Genomic DNA, 16,017 nt, shown 5'->3' on the forward strand with positions numbered 1-16,017 from the left:
GATCGTCAGGCGCTGGGACGGCCCGAACCGGCGCCGCCGCCGGTCGCGCGGCGACGGCCCTGGCCGAAGCCCTGGCTCGCGCCCTGGGCGCCGCCACCGGTGCGGGTGCGGGCGGACGCGCCGCCCGCCGCGCCGGAGCCACCGCTGCGGCGGCCCTGGCCACCGGCGGCGGAGCCGCCGGAGGGCGCGGAGACGCCGGCCGTGCCGCGGGCGCGGCGCGGACGCTCGCCCGAGCCCGACGCGGAACCGGAGCCGGCGCCCTGCGGGCCGCCGGAGCGACGGCGCGCGCCCTGGCCGCCACCGCTCTTGGTGCCGGTGCGGGGCTTGGCCGGGGTGGGCTGCGGCACCTCCATCACGACGGGGATGCCGGAGGGCACGCGGGCGCCGGTGAGGCGGACCAGTTCCTCGTCCGAGGAGCGGATCTGCGCGGTGCGGGGGTTGATGCCCGCGTCCGACATGAGCCGGGTCATCTCGCGCTTCTGCTCGGGCAGGACCAGCGTGATCACGCTGCCGGACTCACCGGCGCGGGCGGTACGGCCGCCGCGGTGCAGGTAGTCCTTGTGGTCGGTCGGCGGGTCCACGTTGACGACGAGGTCGAGGTCGTCGATGTGGATGCCGCGGGCCGCGACGTTGGTGGCGACCAGGGCGGTCACCTCGCCCGTCTTGAACCAGTCGAGGGTGCGGTTGCGCTGCGGCTGCGAGCGGCCGCCGTGCAGGCCGGAGGCGCGGACGCCGTCCGCGAGGAGCTTCTTGACCATGCGGTCGACCCCGCGCTTGGTGTCGACGAACATGATCACCCGGCCGTCGCGAGCGGCTATACGCGTCGCCACGGCCTTCTTGTCGGTCTCGTCCATGACGTACAGGACGTGGTGCTCCATCGTGGTGACGGCGCCGGCCGACGGGTCCACGGAGTGCGAGACCGGGTCGTCCAGGAACATCTTGACCAGTTTGTCGACGTTCTTGTCCAGGGTCGCGGAGAAGAGCATCCGCTGACCGCCGGGCTCGACCTGCTTGAGCAGCGCGGTGACCTGCGGCATGAAGCCCATGTCGGTCATCTGGTCGGCTTCGTCGAGGACCGTGATCGAGACCTGGTCGAGGGTCGCGTCGCCGCGCTCGATGAGGTCCTTCAGGCGGCCGGGGGTGGCGACGAGGACCTCGGCGCCGCGGCGCAGGGCGCCGGACTGCCGGTTGATCGACATGCCGCCGACGACGGTGGTGATGCGCAGGTTCACGGCGGTGGCGTACGGCGTCAGCGCGTCCGTCACCTGCTGGGCCAGCTCACGGGTCGGTACGAGGACCAGCGCGAGCGGCGCCTTCGGCTGGGCGCGGCGGCCGGCCGTACGGGCCAGCAGGGCCAGGCCGAAGGCGAGGGTCTTGCCGGAGCCGGTGCGCCCGCGGCCGAGGAGGTCACGGCCCGCGAGGGAGTTCGGGAGGGTGGAGGCCTGGATCGGGAACGGCTCGGTGACACCCTGCGCGGCGAGGGTCTTCAGCAGCGCGGCGGGCATGTCGAGGTCCGCGAAGGCGGCCACCGGGGGGAGGGCCGGAGCGATCGGGTCCGGCATGGTGAATTCCTGCGGCCGGGCAGGCTGGGCGGAACCGCCCTTGGGCCGGCCGCCGCCAGCCTTCGGACGTCCCTGAGCAGCACCCCGACCCCTGACGGGACGGCGGCTGGGACGTGCGGAGCTGGAGCTGGTCATGCGGGAAAGCCCTCCTGGAACCGGCAGAAACAAGCGACGTAACAACACACAGGCCGGGGCCCGCACCTCACGGTGCGGACCCCGGCCGTGCGAAGAGCGTCAGGCAGGCAGGATGTTCTCGGCCTGCGGGCCCTTCTGGCCCTGGGTGACCTCGAAGGACACGCGCTGGCCCTCCTGGAGCTCACGGAAGCCCTGGGTGGCGATGTTCGAGTAGTGCGCGAAGACGTCCGGGCCGCCGCCGTCCTGCTCGATGAAGCCGAAGCCCTTTTCCGAGTTGAACCACTTCACGGTGCCAAGTGCCATTTTTAAATCTCCTGAATAGGTGGCAAGGGCCCCATCCGGAGAATGCCGGAAACAATAAAAGCGCCTGAGGAGCAATCCCGTCAGGCGCACATAAAGTTCATGGGTACCACAACTGCAACGTCTCCAACGTACCACAGGAAGGCCGGGGATCTTCGCCGCGAGTGTGTGACCAACATCGCTGTGTCGCGCCCCGGCGGGCCGCCGGGGCGCGCGGGCGGTCGGAGCGCGGTCAGAGCCGTTCGATGATGGTCACGTTGGCCTGACCTCCGCCTTCGCACATCGTCTGGAGTCCGTAGCGGCCCCCGGTGCGCTCCAGCTCGTGCAGCAGCGTCGTCATCAGCTTGACCCCGGTGGCCCCCAGCGGGTGCCCCAGGGCGATCGCTCCGCCGTTGACGTTCACCCGTTCGGGATCCGCTCCGGTCGCCTTCAGCCAGGCGAGGACCACCGGCGCGAAGGCCTCGTTGATCTCCACCAGGTCGATGTCGGCCAGCGACATCCCGGTCTTCTTCAGTGCGTACGCCGTCGCGGGGATCGGTGCGGACAGCATCCGGATGGGGTCCTCGCCGCGGACCGAGAGGTGGTGGATGCGGGCGCGCGGGGTGAGGCCGTGTTCGGCGACGGCCCGCTCCGAGGCGATGAGCATCGCGGCGGCGCCGTCGGAGACCTGGGAGGAGACGGCCGCGGTGATGGTGCCGCCCTCCACGACGGGCTTCAGGCCCGCCATCTTCTCCAGGGTGGTGTCCCGGCGCGGGCCCTCGTCGGTGCGGACGTCCCCGTAGGCGACGGTCTCGCGCGCGAAACGGCCCTCGTCGATGGCGCGCAGCGCCCGCTGGTGCGAGCGCAGGGCGAACTCCTCCATGTCGAGGCGGGAGATCCCCCACTTCTCGGCGATCAGCTGGGCGCCGTGGAACTGGTTGACGGGGGCGTCGCCGTAGCGGGCGCGCCAGCCCGCGGAGCCCGCGTAGGGGCCCTCGGTGAGGCCGAGCGGTTCGGCGGCCTGCCGGGAGGCGAAGGCGATCGGGATCATCGACATGTTCTGGGTGCCGCCCGCGACCACCAGGTCCTGGGTGCCGGACAGGACGCCCTGCGCCGCGAAGTGGACGGCCTGCTGGGAGGAGCCGCACTGGCGGTCGACGGTGACGCCGGGGACCTCCTCGGGCAGCCCCGCGGCCAGCCACGCGGTCCGGGCGATGTCACCGGCCTGCGGGCCCACCGTGTCGAGGCAGCCGAAGACCACGTCCTCGACGGCGGCCGGGTCCACCCCGGACCGCTCCATGAGGGCCTTGAGGACATGGGCGCCGAGGTCCGCCGGGTGGACCCCGGACAGGCCTCCCTTGCGGCGGCCCACGGGGGTGCGTACCGCGTCGACTATGTAGGCCTCGGGCATCGGGACTCCTTGGTGAGGGTTCAGGTACGGAGCGCGATCCCGTCCAGGACCATCGAGAGGTACTGGCGGGCGATCTCCTCGGGGCTGTGCTGGCCGCCCGGCCGGTACCAGGACGCCGCCACCCACACCGTGTCGCGCACGAAGCGGTAGGTGAGGCGGATGTCCAGGTCGGCGCGGAAGACCTCGGCGGCGACCCCCCGCTCCAGCGTCCCCAGCCACGCCTTCTCGAATTTGACCTGCGAGTCCGAGAGGTAGTGGAAGCGGGGCTGCGCGGACAGGTGCCGGGCCTCCTTCTGGTAGATCGCGACGGCGGCGCGGTGCCGGTCGATCTCCCGGAAGGATTCGGTGACGAGGGCCTCGATGGTCTCCCTGGGGCCGAGCCCGGCGTCGAGCACGGTGTCGTAGCCCTGCCACAGCTCGTTCAGGAAGGTCGAGAGGATCTCGTCCAGCATCGATTCCTTGGAATCGAAGTGGTAGTAGAGGCTGCCGGCGAGCATCCCGGCGGCGTCGGCGATCTTGCGGACGGTGGTGGCGTTGTAGCCCTGGGCGGCGAAGACCTCGGCGGCTACGGCGAGGAGTTCCCGCCGGCGTTCCGGCGAGGCCGTCACCTGCTGCTTCTTCTGGTTCGTTGGCACGCGCCCATTGTGGTCCCCGTGGTTCCCGTGGTCCTACGCCGTCCTGAGCCGCCCCTTGCCGTCCCTTGCCGCCCTACGCCGTCCTACGCGTGCTGGCTGCTGACCGATACGGTCTCGCCGGTCATGTACGACGCGTAGCCGCTGGCCAGGAACACGATGACGTTGGCGACCTCCCACGGCTCGGCGTAGCGCCCGTAGGCCTCCCGCGCCGTCAGCTCGTCCAGGAGTTCCGCGCTGGTGACCTTCACCAGGTGCGGGTGCATGGCGAGGCTGGGGGCGACCGCGTTGATCCGTACGCCGAACTCCGCGGCCTCCAGGGCCGCGCAGCGGGTCAGCGCCATCACCCCGGCCTTGGCGGCGGCGTAGTGGGCCTGGCCGCTCTGGGCGCGCCAGCCGATGACGGAGGCGTTGTTGACGATCACCCCGCCGTTGCCCGCCGCCCGGAGCGAGCGCAGGGCGGCGCGGGTGCAGCGGAAGGTGCCGTTCAGGGTGACGTCGAGGACCCTGGTCCACTGCTCGTCGGTCATGTCGACGAGGGCGGCGGTACCGCCCAGACCGGCGTTGTTGACGACGATGTCCAGGCCGCCGTGGGTGCGTTCGGCGAGCGTGAACAGGGCCGTGACCTGCTCCTCGTCGGTGACGTCGCAGGGCAGGGAGGTGACCCGGTCGGCGCCGAACTCGGCGGCGAGCGCCTCCTCGGTCTCCTTGAGGCGGCGGGCGTGCGCGTCGCCGATGACGATACGGGCCCCCTCCTCCAGGAAGCGGCGGGCGGTGGCCCCGCCGATCCCGGCCCCGGCCGCCGCGGTGATCACGGCCGCGCGGTCCGTCAGCAGCCCGTGCCCGGCGACGTACCGGGGAGCGGTGGCGTTCATGCACGGACCTCCTTGCGGAACTCCTCGACGCTGCTCATGGGCGTACGTTAACCTACCAAACACTTGTTAGGGAAGGATGTTCCGGGATGGACCTGACCCACACACCCGAAGTGACCGCGTTCCGGGCCAAGGCCCGCGCCTGGCTGCGCGCCAACGTCCCCGACGCGCCGCTCCCCTCGCTGGAGACCGCCGAGGGCTTCGCCGCGCACCGGGAATGGGAGGCGCGCCTGGCCGCCGACCGCTGGTCGGTGGTGTCCTGGCCCGAGGAGTACGGCGGCCGGGGCGCGGACATCGTGAAGTGGCTGGTCTTCGAGGAGGAGTACTTCGCCGCCGGGGCGCCCGGCCGGGTCTCGCAGAACGGCATCAACCTCCTCGCCCCCACCCTCTTCGACCACGCGAGCCCCGAGCAGCGGGCCCGCGTCCTGCCCCCGATGGCGAGCGGCGAGGTGATCTGGGCGCAGGCCTGGTCGGAGCCCGAGTCCGGCTCCGACCTCGCCTCCCTGACGTCCCGCGCGGAGCGCACGGACGGCGGCTGGCTGCTGTCGGGGCAGAAGACCTGGTCCTCGCGGGCCGCCTTCGCGGACCGCGCCTTCGGCATCTTCCGCACGGACCCGGAGGCCGCGAAACCCCACCAGGGGCTGACCTACCTGATGTTCGGGCTGCGGGCGCCGGGGGTGACCGTACGGCCCATCGGGCGCCTCGACGGGAAGCCCGCCTTCGCCGAACTGTTCCTGGACCGGGTGTTCGTCCCCGACGAGGACGTGATCGGCGAGCCGGGGCAGGGCTGGCGGATCGCGATGTCCACGACGGGCAACGAGCGCGGGCTCACCCTGCGCTCCCCCGGCCGCTTCCTGGCCGCGGCGGACCGTCTCACCCGGTTGTGGCGGGAGCGGGCCGACCCGGCCGACACGGCGCTGCGCGACCGGGTCGCCGACGCCGTGATCGGGGCGCGCGCCTACGAACTGTTCACCTGGACCAACGCCTCCCGGTTCGCGGCGGGCCAGACGATCGGCGCCGAGTCCAGCCTGAACAAGGTGTTCTGGAGCGAATACGACATCGCCCTGCACGAGAGCGCGCTGGACCTGCTCGGCGCGGACGGGGAACTCGCCGACGGGCCGTGGGCGGAGCCGTGGATCTTCTCGCTGGCCGGGCCGGTCTACGCGGGCACCAACGAGATCCAGCGCGACATCATCGCCGAGCGGCTGCTCGGCCTCCCGAAGGGCCGCCGCTGATGCGCTTCCTGCCGACCGACGAGCAGTCGGACTTCACCCGCACCCTGCGCGGTCTGCTGGCCGCCGCGGCCGTCCCCGCCGTCGTACGGTCCTGGTCCGCCGGGGCGTACGGGCCCGGCCGGGCCCTGTGGACCCGGCTCGCGGACACCGGACTGTTCGCGCTGGCCGCGCCGCAGGAGTACGAAGGCCTCGGCGCCCTCCCGGTGGAACTGGCCCTGGGCTTCGTGGAACTGGGCCGCGCGGCGGTGCCGGGGCCGCTGGCGGAGACGGTGGGGGCGGTGGTGCTGCTGTCGGAGCTGGGGGACGGGGCCCTGGCCAAACGCTTCCTCCCGGCCCTCCTCTCGGGCGAGGCACTGGCCACGGTGGTCCTGGCGGACGGCGGCCCGTACGCGGTGGACGCCTCGGCCACCGACCACACCTTCACGGTGTCGGCGACCGGCGAACTACGCCTCGCGGCACCCGGGCCGGTGTCGGAACTGGCCTCCCTGGACCCCGCCCGGCACCTCTCGCGCCCCGCCCCCGGAGGCGAACTCCTGGCCACGGGCCCCCGGGTGACGGCGGCGGCCGCTGTGGCCCTCCACTGGGCCCGGCTCATGACTGCGGCGCAGAGCCTGGGCGTGGGTGAGGCGCTGCTCGCCCGGACCGTGGAGTACGCGAAGCAGCGCACGCAGTTCGGGGTGCCGATCGGGTCCTTCCAGGCGGTGAAGCACCGCCTGGCGGACACCCTCCTCGCCCTGGAGTTCGCCCGGCCGCTGGTGTGGGCCGCGGCCCTGAGCCTGGCCCCCTGGGAGATCGCCGCCGCGAAGGTCTCCGCCGGGGAGGCGGGCTACCGGGCGGCCCTGTCGGCCCTCCAACTCCACGGCGCGGTCGGCTACACCGAGGAACTCGACCTCTCCCTCTGGCTCCGCAAAGCCCGCCCCCTCCGCGACGCCTGGGGCTCCCCGTCAACCTGCCGAGCGGAGGTCCTGACCCCGGCCCTCAATCGCCGGACGGGCTGAAAATGCCCGGCATACCCAGCCTCGCCGGCGTTTGAGGCGCGGGTCTGGGCGGAGCCCAGGACGACGGCCCGCGGCCGAGCACCAACGTCGCCTGCGGCTGGGCGTCCCGGGCTCCGCCCGGACCCGGTCCTCAAACGCCGGACGGGCTGAAAATGCCCACCTCCAGCCCCGCCGGAGGAACGGCAGCGGCCACCCCAGCCCCGCCGGCGTTTGAGGCGCGGGTCTGGGCAGAGCCCAGGACGACGGCCCGCGGCCGGGCACCCCAGGGCTCCGCCAGGACACGGCCTCAGGCAGCGGCCCGGCGGTGGTACGTCGCGGCCGCCGTGTTGAGGACGACGACCCCGGCGAAGCAACCGGCCGCCACCCCACCCGCCAGCGCGAGCAGCGCAGCGGCCCCCGCCCCGAACACCACCGCCTTGACGCCGAGTTGCGCGGCCAGCGGTACGGACCACCGGGCCTTGGGCGCCGCGAAGGCGCCCCACAGCACGGCGGCCCCGAGCGGAGCGACCACCGCCAGGGCCACGGCTCCGCCGACCGGCAGGTCACGCGTCGCGCCCCACCAGCCGAGCAGGACGAGGGCCACGACCTCCAGCAGGAAGGCGAGGCCCTCGTTGACGAGGAAGAGCGGGCGGGCCCGGCGGCGGGCGGTCGAGGACATGCGGCCACGATGACCCCTGGTTCAGGTCCGGGCAAGGCACAGGGTGGTCACGTATTCCTCCGTCACCGTCCCGTCGGGGAAGCGGCCGAGCAGCAGGGCACGCTCCGCGTCGAAGAACTCCCCGGCGACCCCGGGGCCCAGGACCAGGAAGGCGGAGTGACTGGCCAGGTTGGCGAGGTGCGTATCGAGGGGGATCCGGCGCGACCAGCGGACCTCCCGGGTGGTGAAGGGGAGTTCGGCAGGGAGGCCACGCGGGGCGATGCCCGGCTCCGCGGAGAAGAGGGCCGCCACCCGCCGGTCCTGGGCGTCGATCCAGGGGACGGACACGTCCAGGTCGTTCCACCACAGGGCGAGCGCCCCGCCGGGCCTCAGCACCCGCCGCGCCTCGGGGACGGACCGGGCGGGGTCGGTCCAGTGCCAGGCCTGGGCGTAGGTGAGGAGGTCGACGGAGCCGTCGGCCAGCGGCAGCCGGTCCCCGTCCCCCCGGACCAGCGGTATCCCGGGACGCGCCCGGCGGAATTCGGCCGCCATCCCGTCACCCGGCTCGACGCCGACGACCCGCGCCCCGCGCGCCTCCAGCAGCGCGCTGGCGATCCCGGTCCCGGCGCCCACGTCGGCGACCCGCGCCCCGTCCAGCGGCCGCCCGGCCAGCTCCTCGACGGCGTCGAACAACTCCGCCGGATACCCGGGCCGGTTGGCCCCGTAGAGCACGGCGGCGGCATCGAAGGAACGGGCCCGGGCCCGGACGTGGTCATCGCTCGGTGAGGTGGTCATCGCCCCATTATTCGCGGAACGCGTGCACGACCTCGATCTTCCCCACGAGGTGGGCGTTGAACTCGGGCAGCTCCTCGGCCGGGACCCACAGCTCCAGGATCGTCTCCCCGCCCGCCTGCTGGACCGGGTACCGGGCGAGGAACTCCGTGTCCACCTCGAAGCGGGTCACGAAGCCCGCCCCGTCGTGCTTGACGTTCCAGTCGCGGGCGATCCGGATCGCGTAGTCCTCGTTCAGGACCGGGTAGAAGATCGGCTGTTCGGGCAGCCGCGGCGGCCAGGCCCGCCAGTCGGCCGCGGCCACCAGCTCCAGCTCGACCGGCCCGGTCGGCCGCCACAAGGTTGTCGTAGTCGTCATCCCGCGACGATAGAAGGGGTCCGGGCCAGCCACTCGGCCGCCCCCGCGAGCCCCGCGCCCGCGCCGCTCACTGGGTGGTCATCCCGCCGTCGACGGTGAACTCCGCGCCCGTGATGTAGGCGGAGGCGTCCGAGCACAGGAACCGCACCAGCTCGCCGACCTCCTCCGGGCGCCCCATCCGCCCCAGCGGCAGGTGTGACCAGTCCCGGCCCTCCACCGCCCGGGCGACCATCGGCGTGTCGATCGCGCCCGGGTGCACGGAGTTGACCCGGATCCCGTCCCCGGCCAGGTCGAGGGCGGCCGACCGGGTCAGCCCGCGCAGGGCGAACTTGGTGGAGCCGTAAGCCGCGTGGCCGGGTATCCCGACCAGGCCGGCGGTGGAGGAGATGTTCACGATGGACCCGCCCCCGGCCGCGCGCAGCAGCGGGGCCACCGCCTGGATGCCGAGGAAGGGGCCCAGGAGGTTGACCCGGAGCAACTCTTCGAAGCCTTCGGCGCTCTGCTGTTCCACGTGGGCGGTGCGCCACAGGGCCGCGTTGTTGACCAGGGCCGAGACGGTTCCGTACGCGGCCACCGCGGCCCGCGTCACCCCGGCCCAGCTCTCGGCGTCGGCCACGTCGTGGCGTACGTACAGGCCTTGGCCGCCCAGCGACGCGGCGACCTCGCGGCCCTCGTCCTCGCGAATGTCGGTGACGACGACCCGCGCGCCCGCCTCCGCGCACAGCCGGGCCTCGGCCGCGCCCTGGCCGCGTCCGGCGCCGGTGATGACGACGACCTTTCCGTCCAGTGCGATCAGCGCTCCCACGGCTCAGCCCTCCAGTGCGCATCACAACTATTCTGATTAGGAATATTTCTAGCAGGCATACATGACAGGGGGAAGAGCGGCGCCGGGACCGGTCGCATTCCGTGCGGTCATAGACTGCGGACCGTGGCAGACGAGACGAACAGGCGCGCGCTTCCCGCGACCAGCTGGGCGGTGCTCGGGCTGCTCTCCTTCGGGGAGGAGCTGTCCGGCTACGACCTGAAGAAGTGGTCGGACCGGTCGCTCACGTTCTTCTACTGGAGCCCGTCCTTCAGCCAGATCTACAGCGAGCTGAAGCGCCTGGAGAAGGCGGGTTACGCCACCTCGCGCCTGGTCGCGCAGGAGACCGGCACCCGCGACAAGCGGGTGTACCGGATCACGGACGAGGGCATGGAGGCCGTGCGCACCTGGGCCCGCGAGGCCCCCGTCGACCCGCCCGTCCTCAAGCACGGGCCGATGCTGCGGCTGTGGCTGGGGCACCTGCTGGAGCCGGAGCAGATGCGCGAAGTGCTGGCGCGGCACCAGGAGTTCGCGGAGCAGATGCGCCTGCGGGCGGTCGCCGACGTCGAGGTCGCCAAGGACGAGGCGGCGTGGGCCCACCCCGCGCTCACCCTCAAGTGGGCCGAGCGGTACTACGCCTCCGAGCGCGACCTCGCCGCCGCCATGCTGGAGGACATCGAGGCACTGGAGGCGGCCCGGGCGGCCGCCAGGGCGGACGCCGCGCCCCGCTCCGGCGGCTGAAGTACCCTCGGGGCCATGACCGGCAGTGCGATCGATCTGCGCAAGATGGAAGAAACCGCTCCGGCGCTCGTCAGCCTGTACAAGAGCGCCGGGGTCTCGCTGCGCAAGCACGGCCTGGACGGTCAGCGGGCGGCGGTCTACCTGGTACTGGATTACTCCGGCTCGATGCGCCCGTACTACGCCGACGGCACGGTGCAGGCCTTCGCGGACCGGGTGCTCGGGCTGTCCGCGCACCTGGACGACGACGGCCGGGTCCCGGTGGTCTTCTTCTCCACGGACATCGACGCCGTCGCGGAGATCTCACTGGAGCGGCACGCGGGCGAGGTGGACCGGATCGTCGCGGGCCTCGGGCACATGGGCAAGACGGCCTACCACGCGGCGATGGACGCGGTCATCGACCACTACCTGGAGAGCGGGTCCACAGCCCCCGCCCTGGTGGTCTTCCAGACGGACGGCGGCCCGCTGAACAAGACGGCGGCGGAGCGCTACCTGTGCAAGGCGGCCCGGCTGCCGCTGTTCTGGCAGTTCGTCGGCTTCGGGAACACCCACAGCACCCAGTTCGACTTCCTGCGCAAGCTGGACGAGCTGCCGGTGCCGCAGGCCCGCGTCGTCGACAACGCGGGCTACTTCCACGCCGGGGAGGACCCGCGCGCGGTGCCGGACGGGCAGTTGTACGACCGGCTGGTGGCGGAGTTCCCGTCGTGGCTGGCGGCGGCCCGTACGGCGGGCATCGTGGCGCCCGCGTCGCGCGCCTGAGCCGGTGTCATCGCCGGCAGGCGCTTTCATGGCGGTATGACGACGAACAACTGGGCGCACTTCGAACAGGCCGAGCCGGAACTCGCCGAGGCGGTCCGGACCCGCTTCGGGCAGTACGCGCACCACGTCCTGGCGACCCTGCGCAAGGACGGCTCACCGCGGGTCAGCGGGCTCAACACCACCTTCCGGGGCGGTGAGCTGTGGCTCGGGATGATGCCGGGGTCCATGAAGGCCCTGGACCTGCGGCGCGACCCGCGGTTCGCGCTGCACACCAATCCGGGCGCGGACGAGGCTATGCCCGACGGGGACGTACGGATCTCCGGGCGGGCCGTGGAGATCCTCGACCCGCCCGAGCTGCACCGGTTCGCCGAGGAGTCAGGCGAGCCGCCGCACCCCTCGCACCTGTTCCGCGTGGAGCTGGCCGAGGTGGTCCACACCGGGATCGACGGCGACGACCTGGTGGTCCGCGTCTGGACCCCGGCCGACGGGCTGCGCACGATCCGCCGGGGGAACGACGACGAGCCCGCCCGGGAGGCGTGAGGACCGGTCGCCGTCGGGGTCATCGGCCTCGTCGTCGGCGTCGTCACTGTCCGGGGCGGTGACCGGGGCCGGGGCGGTGACCGGGGCCGGGGCGGTGACCGGGGCCGGGACCGGGACCGGGACCGTCTCGGGGGCGGTTCCGGTCCCGGGGAGGGTGATCGCGGCCGGGTTCACGTCGACCCGGTTGCGGTCGATGTTGATGGTCACGCCGTCGTAGGTCTCGTCGTGGTCGCCCTGGTACTGGTGGGCGCGGCGGCGCCCGCTCCACTGCCCGCTGCGCGCGGGCAGGCCCAGGTCGGAGTCCGAGACCGAGGCGCGGCCGTTCCAGGCCGCGGCCCACACGACGTCGGGGACGGCGCGCCCGGTGCGCGCGTATTCGGCGCTGAGCGCCTTCATCCCCGAACCGGCCGCGAGGTAGGCGGCGGCGCGGTAGCCGAGGGCGTGCAGCCGTTCGGTCCAGGCGCCGATGTAGGCGACCACCGGCCGGTCCCAGGTGGCCCGGTCGGTGTAGTTCTCCAGGTCGTTGTAGAGGACGGTGCCCGCGCCCAGGCCCAGCGAGCGGGCGGCCGAGGCGGCGCCGTCGGCGGCCGCCCGGCCCTGCGCGGCCGCGCTGTCCGGGTCGGTGGACAGCCCGGTGGAGGCGCTGTGCCAGGGCTGGCGGCCCACCCAGATCGGCATCAGGTGCCACCGGGCGCCCTGCCGCTTCACCCAGGCGGCGGTCAGCTGCGGCTGGGCGCAGGCGCGGGAGCCGCCGCCGATGTAGATGCCGACGGCCCCGAACGGGGATTCGTCGCGCCAGCCGTCCATGGTGGCCTGGCGGGGGGCCGTACAGGCGTCGAAGCCCTCCCCGGTGTAAGCGCCCGGGGTGACCGAGGCCCCCGGCCGGGGCACGGGCCGGACGGCGGGCGGACCGGGGTGGCCGGGGTGGCCCGGGGGGCCCGGGTCGTCGCCCTGGCTCCCGACCACGCGCGCGCTCTCGATCACCGCGCGGACCGTGGCGGCCGTGTCGCCGTAGGAGGCGGTGGCCATCACCCCGGACTGGGCGAAGGAGTAGCGGAGTTCGTTGCTGGGCGTGCGGGGCGCGGCGGCGGGCAGCGCGGTGCCCACCGGTACCTCCACGGTGGGGATGTCGGCCCGCTGCGGGGCGTCCTGTACGGGCTCCAGGTGCAGGGTGTCGGCGCGGTCCACGACCGCCCGGCCCGCGCATTCGCCCTGCGGCCCGGCGTGGCCGACGTACAGCGTGGGCAGGTCCAGGCGCACGCAGGCGTCGGGGTGGCGCTCGAGGTCGACGACCCGCCAGGTCGCGGGGAAGGTGAAGCGCAGCCCGCGGTAGTCGTAGGAGCGGCCGGGCCCGGGACCGGGCCCCTCGTCGGCGGCGGCGACCGGCCCGAGCGGGGTCAGCGCGAGGGCGACCCCGCAGGCGGAGGCCAGCAGCCGGCGCATGACCATGACATTCGACATGACTCGCGACATGACGCTGTGTATACAGGTGCCGCGGCCTCCCGGAGATCCGGCGAGGCCGCGACCGCCCGGCTAACTACCCGCCTGGTCCTGCTCCCGGTCCCGGTCCTACTCCTGGTCCTACTCCTGGTCCCGGTCCTCGTCCTGCTCCTGGTCCTGGAACGCGGGCAGCTCGAAGACCCGAGTCCTGCCCGCGTCGTCCATCAGCTCGACCAGGGGCAGGACCAGTTCCCACAGGTCCCGCTTGTCGACCTCGCGCACGAGCGCGTCCAGTTCGCCGTCGCCCAGCAGGGCGGCGGTGTCGGCGACCACCTGGCGCCCGTCCTCGGGCAGTACGCCGACCAGCGGCAGAAACTCCCCCCACAGGCCCGTCCCCACCACGGCCCGGACCACTCCGCGCAACACTTCGGGCGCGCGCAGCGCCTCCAGCCGGGCGACCGCCGTACGGTCCTCCTCCCCCAGCAGCGCGACGAGCGGCAGCAGCGCCTCCCACAGCCCGCGCTCGTGGGTCGCCCGGACCAGCGAATCCAGGGCCGGGGCGTCCAGCCGGGCCGTCAGCTGGGCGATCCGTTCGCGCTGTTCGCCGCTGACCATCGCGGCGACGCCGAGGGCCTCCTCCCACAGCCCGCCCGCCGCGGCCGCCCGGACCACGCCCGCGAGCCGCTCGTCACCGATCAGCCGCAGGATCTGCGGCAGCCGCTCGGGCAGGTCGACGTAGAACCCGGTCCGCAGGACCGCCTCGTCGTCGACCTGTTCGAGGATCCGGGAAAGCGCCCGGTCGCGCAGGTGGCCGACGAAGCGGCCCATGGTGAGGAAGTCGGCCGACTCGGCGAGCGTGACGGCGATGCGGACGACGAGCCCCTCGTCGAGCCGGTCGACCACCCCCGCGATCCGCCGGGGGTCCAGGTGGGCGCAGGACTCGGCGGTGAAGGCCACCGGGAGCTTCTCGATGATGTCGGCGGCCCGCCCGGGATCCAGCCGGCCCGCGACCGCCGCGGCGAGCCGGGGGCCGAGCGCCTTCTGCGAGATGGCGGCGGCCACCGCGGCGGGCACCAGCTTGGTCGCGGCGGCGATCCGGTCGAGCATCTCGGGCGCCCCGTCATAGAGCACGGCGGTGACCTGCTCCCGGAACCGGCGCACGTCCCCGGCGGGCAGCGCCTCCAGGAACCGCAGCGCCCCGGGATCCCCCTCCCCCAGCAGCCGCGCGACCTTCTCCACCTCGGCGCGGCTCACCGGAACAGCACCTTGCGCACGGCGCCCCGAGCGAGCGCGGGCACCAGCTTCAGCGCCTCCTCGGCCGCCTCCCCCAACCCGGCGGCCCGCCGCTCCCGCTCCCCCCGCACCGCGTCGGCGAGCCGCCCCAACTCCCCACCACTCAGCCCGGCAAACACCCCGGGCGGCCCGTCCCCCCGCAACTCCGCACCCAGCCTGGCGAATTCCTCAGCACCCACGGGACGACCTCCCACGACGGCGACACCACGACAACGGCTCACCCCCGAGCCTGATCCCGCTTTGACTAATAGTCAATACTCGCGGGTAGCGCCCGTACGGAGGCCGCCGAACCGCAACCTCGCCCACGGCCCCGGCACCCCGCACGAGGGTCTGTTGCGTTGCTGCCGCTGGGCAAGAAGCCGGGGTGGCCGCCGACGTGGACGCGTCGGCAGTTGATCGACGGCATACGCCGGCGGACCAGGACTGGTGCGCCGTGGCGGGACGTTCCGGCGTTCGCGCGGCGGATTGACCACCAAGTTGCACCTGGCGGTCGAGCAGGGTCAGAAGCCGCTCTAGCTCCTCGTCACCGCCTGGCAGCTGAAGAGGCACCGCGCGGTGGCGACGGCATACGACAAGCCGGCTGTCCGCTACGAAGCGACCGTACTGGTCGCTGCCATCAATGAGTGGTCGTGACAAGCACCAGAGCGGGGCGGAAGGTTCCGGGAAAACCCTTCGGGGACATCGCTACTGACCTGCCACCCTGGTGAGATGCTGCTCAAACTGACCGGCTCCAGCTGTTCGGGCAAGACCACGCTCGCCTACTCCGTGGGCGAGCGGCTGGGGCGGATTGCCGTGCACGACTTCGACGAGCTCGGCGTACCGGAAGGCGCCGATCGCCAGTGGCGAAACCGCATGACCGAGATGTGGGTGCGTCGCGCGCTGGAATACCAGGCCCGCGGAGTCGACCTCCTGCTGACCGGGCAGTCCCCGCTGGGAGAGGTCCTGGCCAGCCCCTCCGCCCCGTTGCTGGATGGCATCGCGGTCTGTCTGGTCGACGTGTCCGACGAGGCCCGGCGCGACAGGCTCACCAAGCGCGACTCGGACCGATGGGACGCTCCGGCCGTCGACGCCTTCCTCGGCTGGGCCGCCTGGCACCGCAAGCACGCCGAGGATCCCCGATCCCGACCCGACGTCATCATCGACGACAGCTGGCCCCGCATGGCCTGGCACCGCTGGACCGGGTGGACCGCCGACGATCCGCGATGGTGCACCCACCTGCTCGACACCACGGACCAGCCTGTCGCGGAATCCGTAGATCAGGTTGAGCACTGGGTGACCGAACAGCGCGACACGCTCCGATCCGGCCGCCTCCCCCTGTCGCGGGGCTGGTCAGACCAGACGGCCGCCCCAGTCGACCACGACTCCTGATCCACTTTCGCAACAGGCCCGAGTAGGGCCGGTGCGAAAATGGAGCCATGCGCGGTCCGCACCACTCCACCCGTCTCACACCCACCTCACTCGCGGCTTGGCGCGAGGAGGTGTCGGCGGCCCTCTCCGCCCTGACCCGCGGATTCGAGGAGAAGCACGGCTACGC

At 73.1% G+C, this 16,017-nt stretch carries 17 protein-coding genes and 1 pseudogene; 6 read left to right on the plus strand and 12 right to left on the minus strand.

Going from position 1 to position 16,017, the window contains the following annotated elements:
- Positions 1-5 precede the first annotated feature (5 nt).
- The 5 genes from OHS33_RS09250 to OHS33_RS09270 form a co-directional block, all read right to left on the minus strand.
- A complete protein-coding gene (locus OHS33_RS09250; RefSeq protein WP_443065270.1) occupies positions 6-1,697 on the minus strand; it encodes a DEAD/DEAH box helicase in 1,692 nt (563 codons plus the stop codon).
- A 99-nt stretch (positions 1,698-1,796) separates the two neighbouring features.
- A complete protein-coding gene (locus OHS33_RS09255; protein ID WP_330329894.1) occupies positions 1,797-2,000 on the minus strand; it encodes a cold-shock protein in 204 nt (67 codons plus the stop codon).
- Between the two features lie 229 nt (positions 2,001-2,229).
- Positions 2,230-3,387, minus strand: a complete 1,158-nt coding sequence (locus OHS33_RS09260; RefSeq protein ID WP_330329895.1) for an acetyl-CoA C-acetyltransferase — start codon at positions 3,385-3,387, stop codon at positions 2,230-2,232.
- Positions 3,388-3,407: 20 nt separating this feature from the next.
- Positions 3,408-4,022, minus strand: coding sequence for a TetR/AcrR family transcriptional regulator (locus tag OHS33_RS09265; RefSeq protein WP_330329896.1), 615 nt, complete (start codon positions 4,020-4,022; stop codon positions 3,408-3,410).
- 83 nt (positions 4,023-4,105) lie between these two features.
- Entirely contained in the window at positions 4,106-4,894 is a 789-nt protein-coding gene (locus OHS33_RS09270; protein ID WP_330329897.1) for an SDR family oxidoreductase, read from the minus strand.
- An 86-nt stretch (positions 4,895-4,980) separates the two neighbouring features.
- Here OHS33_RS09270 and OHS33_RS09275 point away from each other — a divergent pair, with 86 nt between their 5' ends.
- Positions 4,981-6,126, plus strand: coding sequence for an acyl-CoA dehydrogenase family protein (locus tag OHS33_RS09275; protein ID WP_330329898.1), 1,146 nt, complete (start codon positions 4,981-4,983; stop codon positions 6,124-6,126).
- Positions 6,126-7,124 (plus strand): acyl-CoA dehydrogenase family protein, encoded by a 999-nt coding sequence (locus OHS33_RS09280; RefSeq protein WP_330329899.1) that lies wholly within the window; start codon positions 6,126-6,128, stop codon positions 7,122-7,124. The genes OHS33_RS09275 and OHS33_RS09280 overlap by 1 nt, the downstream gene beginning before the upstream one ends.
- Before the next feature lie 286 nt (positions 7,125-7,410).
- On the opposite strand, the gene OHS33_RS09285 is transcribed toward OHS33_RS09280, so the two are convergent.
- The 4 genes from OHS33_RS09285 to OHS33_RS09300 all read right to left on the minus strand — a co-directional run bounded on the left by OHS33_RS09285 (position 7,411) and on the right by OHS33_RS09300 (position 9,707).
- Entirely contained in the window at positions 7,411-7,782 is a 372-nt protein-coding gene (locus OHS33_RS09285; protein WP_330329900.1) for a DUF2568 domain-containing protein, read from the minus strand.
- A 21-nt stretch (positions 7,783-7,803) separates the two neighbouring features.
- The gene (locus OHS33_RS09290) at positions 7,804-8,556 is read right to left on the minus strand and encodes a class I SAM-dependent methyltransferase (protein ID WP_330329901.1); all 753 of its coding nucleotides are present in this window, start codon (positions 8,554-8,556) and stop codon (positions 7,804-7,806) included.
- A 7-nt stretch (positions 8,557-8,563) separates the two neighbouring features.
- The gene (locus tag OHS33_RS09295; RefSeq protein ID WP_330329902.1) at positions 8,564-8,911 is read right to left on the minus strand and encodes a hypothetical protein; all 348 of its coding nucleotides are present in this window, start codon (positions 8,909-8,911) and stop codon (positions 8,564-8,566) included.
- 67 nt (positions 8,912-8,978) lie between these two features.
- The gene (locus OHS33_RS09300) at positions 8,979-9,707 is read right to left on the minus strand and encodes an SDR family NAD(P)-dependent oxidoreductase (protein WP_330334974.1); all 729 of its coding nucleotides are present in this window, start codon (positions 9,705-9,707) and stop codon (positions 8,979-8,981) included.
- 132 nt (positions 9,708-9,839) lie between these two features.
- Here OHS33_RS09300 and OHS33_RS09305 point away from each other — a divergent pair, with 132 nt between their 5' ends.
- The 3 genes from OHS33_RS09305 to OHS33_RS09315 are packed head-to-tail and all read left to right on the plus strand — an operon-like array spanning position 9,840 to position 11,750.
- The gene (locus OHS33_RS09305; RefSeq protein ID WP_330329903.1) at positions 9,840-10,454 is read left to right on the plus strand and encodes a PadR family transcriptional regulator; all 615 of its coding nucleotides are present in this window, start codon (positions 9,840-9,842) and stop codon (positions 10,452-10,454) included.
- Positions 10,455-10,469: 15 nt separating this feature from the next.
- Positions 10,470-11,210 carry a vWA domain-containing protein gene (locus tag OHS33_RS09310; RefSeq protein ID WP_330329904.1) on the plus strand — a complete coding sequence of 247 codons (741 nt, stop codon included), beginning with the start codon at positions 10,470-10,472 and terminating at the stop codon, positions 11,208-11,210.
- 36 nt (positions 11,211-11,246) lie between these two features.
- The gene (locus tag OHS33_RS09315; protein ID WP_330329905.1) at positions 11,247-11,750 is read left to right on the plus strand and encodes a pyridoxamine 5'-phosphate oxidase family protein; all 504 of its coding nucleotides are present in this window, start codon (positions 11,247-11,249) and stop codon (positions 11,748-11,750) included.
- 189 nt (positions 11,751-11,939) lie between these two features.
- Here OHS33_RS09315 and OHS33_RS09320 read toward each other — a convergent pair.
- The 3 genes and pseudogenes from OHS33_RS09320 to OHS33_RS09330 form a co-directional block, all read right to left on the minus strand.
- Positions 11,940-13,223: pseudogene (locus tag OHS33_RS09320) on the minus strand (DUF1906 domain-containing protein); the annotation flags it as partial.
- Between the two features lie 108 nt (positions 13,224-13,331).
- Positions 13,332-14,444 carry a hypothetical protein gene (locus tag OHS33_RS09325; protein ID WP_330329906.1) on the minus strand — a complete coding sequence of 371 codons (1,113 nt, stop codon included), beginning with the start codon at positions 14,442-14,444 and terminating at the stop codon, positions 13,332-13,334.
- Positions 14,441-14,662 carry a hypothetical protein gene (locus OHS33_RS09330; RefSeq protein WP_330329907.1) on the minus strand — a complete coding sequence of 74 codons (222 nt, stop codon included), beginning with the start codon at positions 14,660-14,662 and terminating at the stop codon, positions 14,441-14,443. The genes OHS33_RS09325 and OHS33_RS09330 overlap by 4 nt, the downstream gene beginning before the upstream one ends.
- A gap of 529 nt (positions 14,663-15,191) precedes the next feature.
- On the opposite strand from OHS33_RS09330, the gene OHS33_RS09335 reads away from it, so the two are divergent.
- Positions 15,192-15,851, plus strand: a complete 660-nt coding sequence (locus OHS33_RS09335) for a hypothetical protein (protein ID WP_330329908.1) — start codon at positions 15,192-15,194, stop codon at positions 15,849-15,851.
- Positions 15,852-16,017 lie beyond the last annotated feature (166 nt).

This window comes from Streptomyces sp. NBC_00536 (assembly GCF_036346295.1).
Lineage (GTDB): Bacteria > Actinomycetota > Actinomycetes > Streptomycetales > Streptomycetaceae > Streptomyces.

What these genes read in the sequence shown, in the direction of transcription:
- OHS33_RS09270 (WP_330329897.1), bottom strand. Translation starts at nt 4,894, where the DNA reads ATGAACGCCACCGCTCCCCGGTACGTCGCCGGGCACGGGCTGCTGACG.
- OHS33_RS09255 (WP_330329894.1), bottom strand. Translation starts at nt 2,000, where the DNA reads ATGGCACTTGGCACCGTGAAGTGGTTCAACTCGGAAAAGGGCTTCGGC.
- OHS33_RS09290 (WP_330329901.1), bottom strand. Translation starts at nt 8,556, where the DNA reads ATGACCACCTCACCGAGCGATGACCACGTCCGGGCCCGGGCCCGTTCC.
- OHS33_RS09295 (WP_330329902.1), bottom strand. Translation starts at nt 8,911, where the DNA reads ATGACGACTACGACAACCTTGTGGCGGCCGACCGGGCCGGTCGAGCTG.
- OHS33_RS09285 (WP_330329900.1), bottom strand. Translation starts at nt 7,782, where the DNA reads ATGTCCTCGACCGCCCGCCGCCGGGCCCGCCCGCTCTTCCTCGTCAAC.
- OHS33_RS09335 (WP_330329908.1), top strand. Translation starts at nt 15,192, where the DNA reads ATGCTGCTCAAACTGACCGGCTCCAGCTGTTCGGGCAAGACCACGCTC.
- OHS33_RS09275 (WP_330329898.1), top strand. Translation starts at nt 4,981, where the DNA reads ATGGACCTGACCCACACACCCGAAGTGACCGCGTTCCGGGCCAAGGCC.
- OHS33_RS09315 (WP_330329905.1), top strand. Translation starts at nt 11,247, where the DNA reads ATGACGACGAACAACTGGGCGCACTTCGAACAGGCCGAGCCGGAACTC.
- OHS33_RS09310 (WP_330329904.1), top strand. Translation starts at nt 10,470, where the DNA reads ATGACCGGCAGTGCGATCGATCTGCGCAAGATGGAAGAAACCGCTCCG.
- OHS33_RS09250 (WP_443065270.1), bottom strand. Translation starts at nt 1,697, where the DNA reads ATGACCAGCTCCAGCTCCGCACGTCCCAGCCGCCGTCCCGTCAGGGGT.
- OHS33_RS09280 (WP_330329899.1), top strand. Translation starts at nt 6,126, where the DNA reads ATGCGCTTCCTGCCGACCGACGAGCAGTCGGACTTCACCCGCACCCTG.
- OHS33_RS09260 (WP_330329895.1), bottom strand. Translation starts at nt 3,387, where the DNA reads ATGCCCGAGGCCTACATAGTCGACGCGGTACGCACCCCCGTGGGCCGC.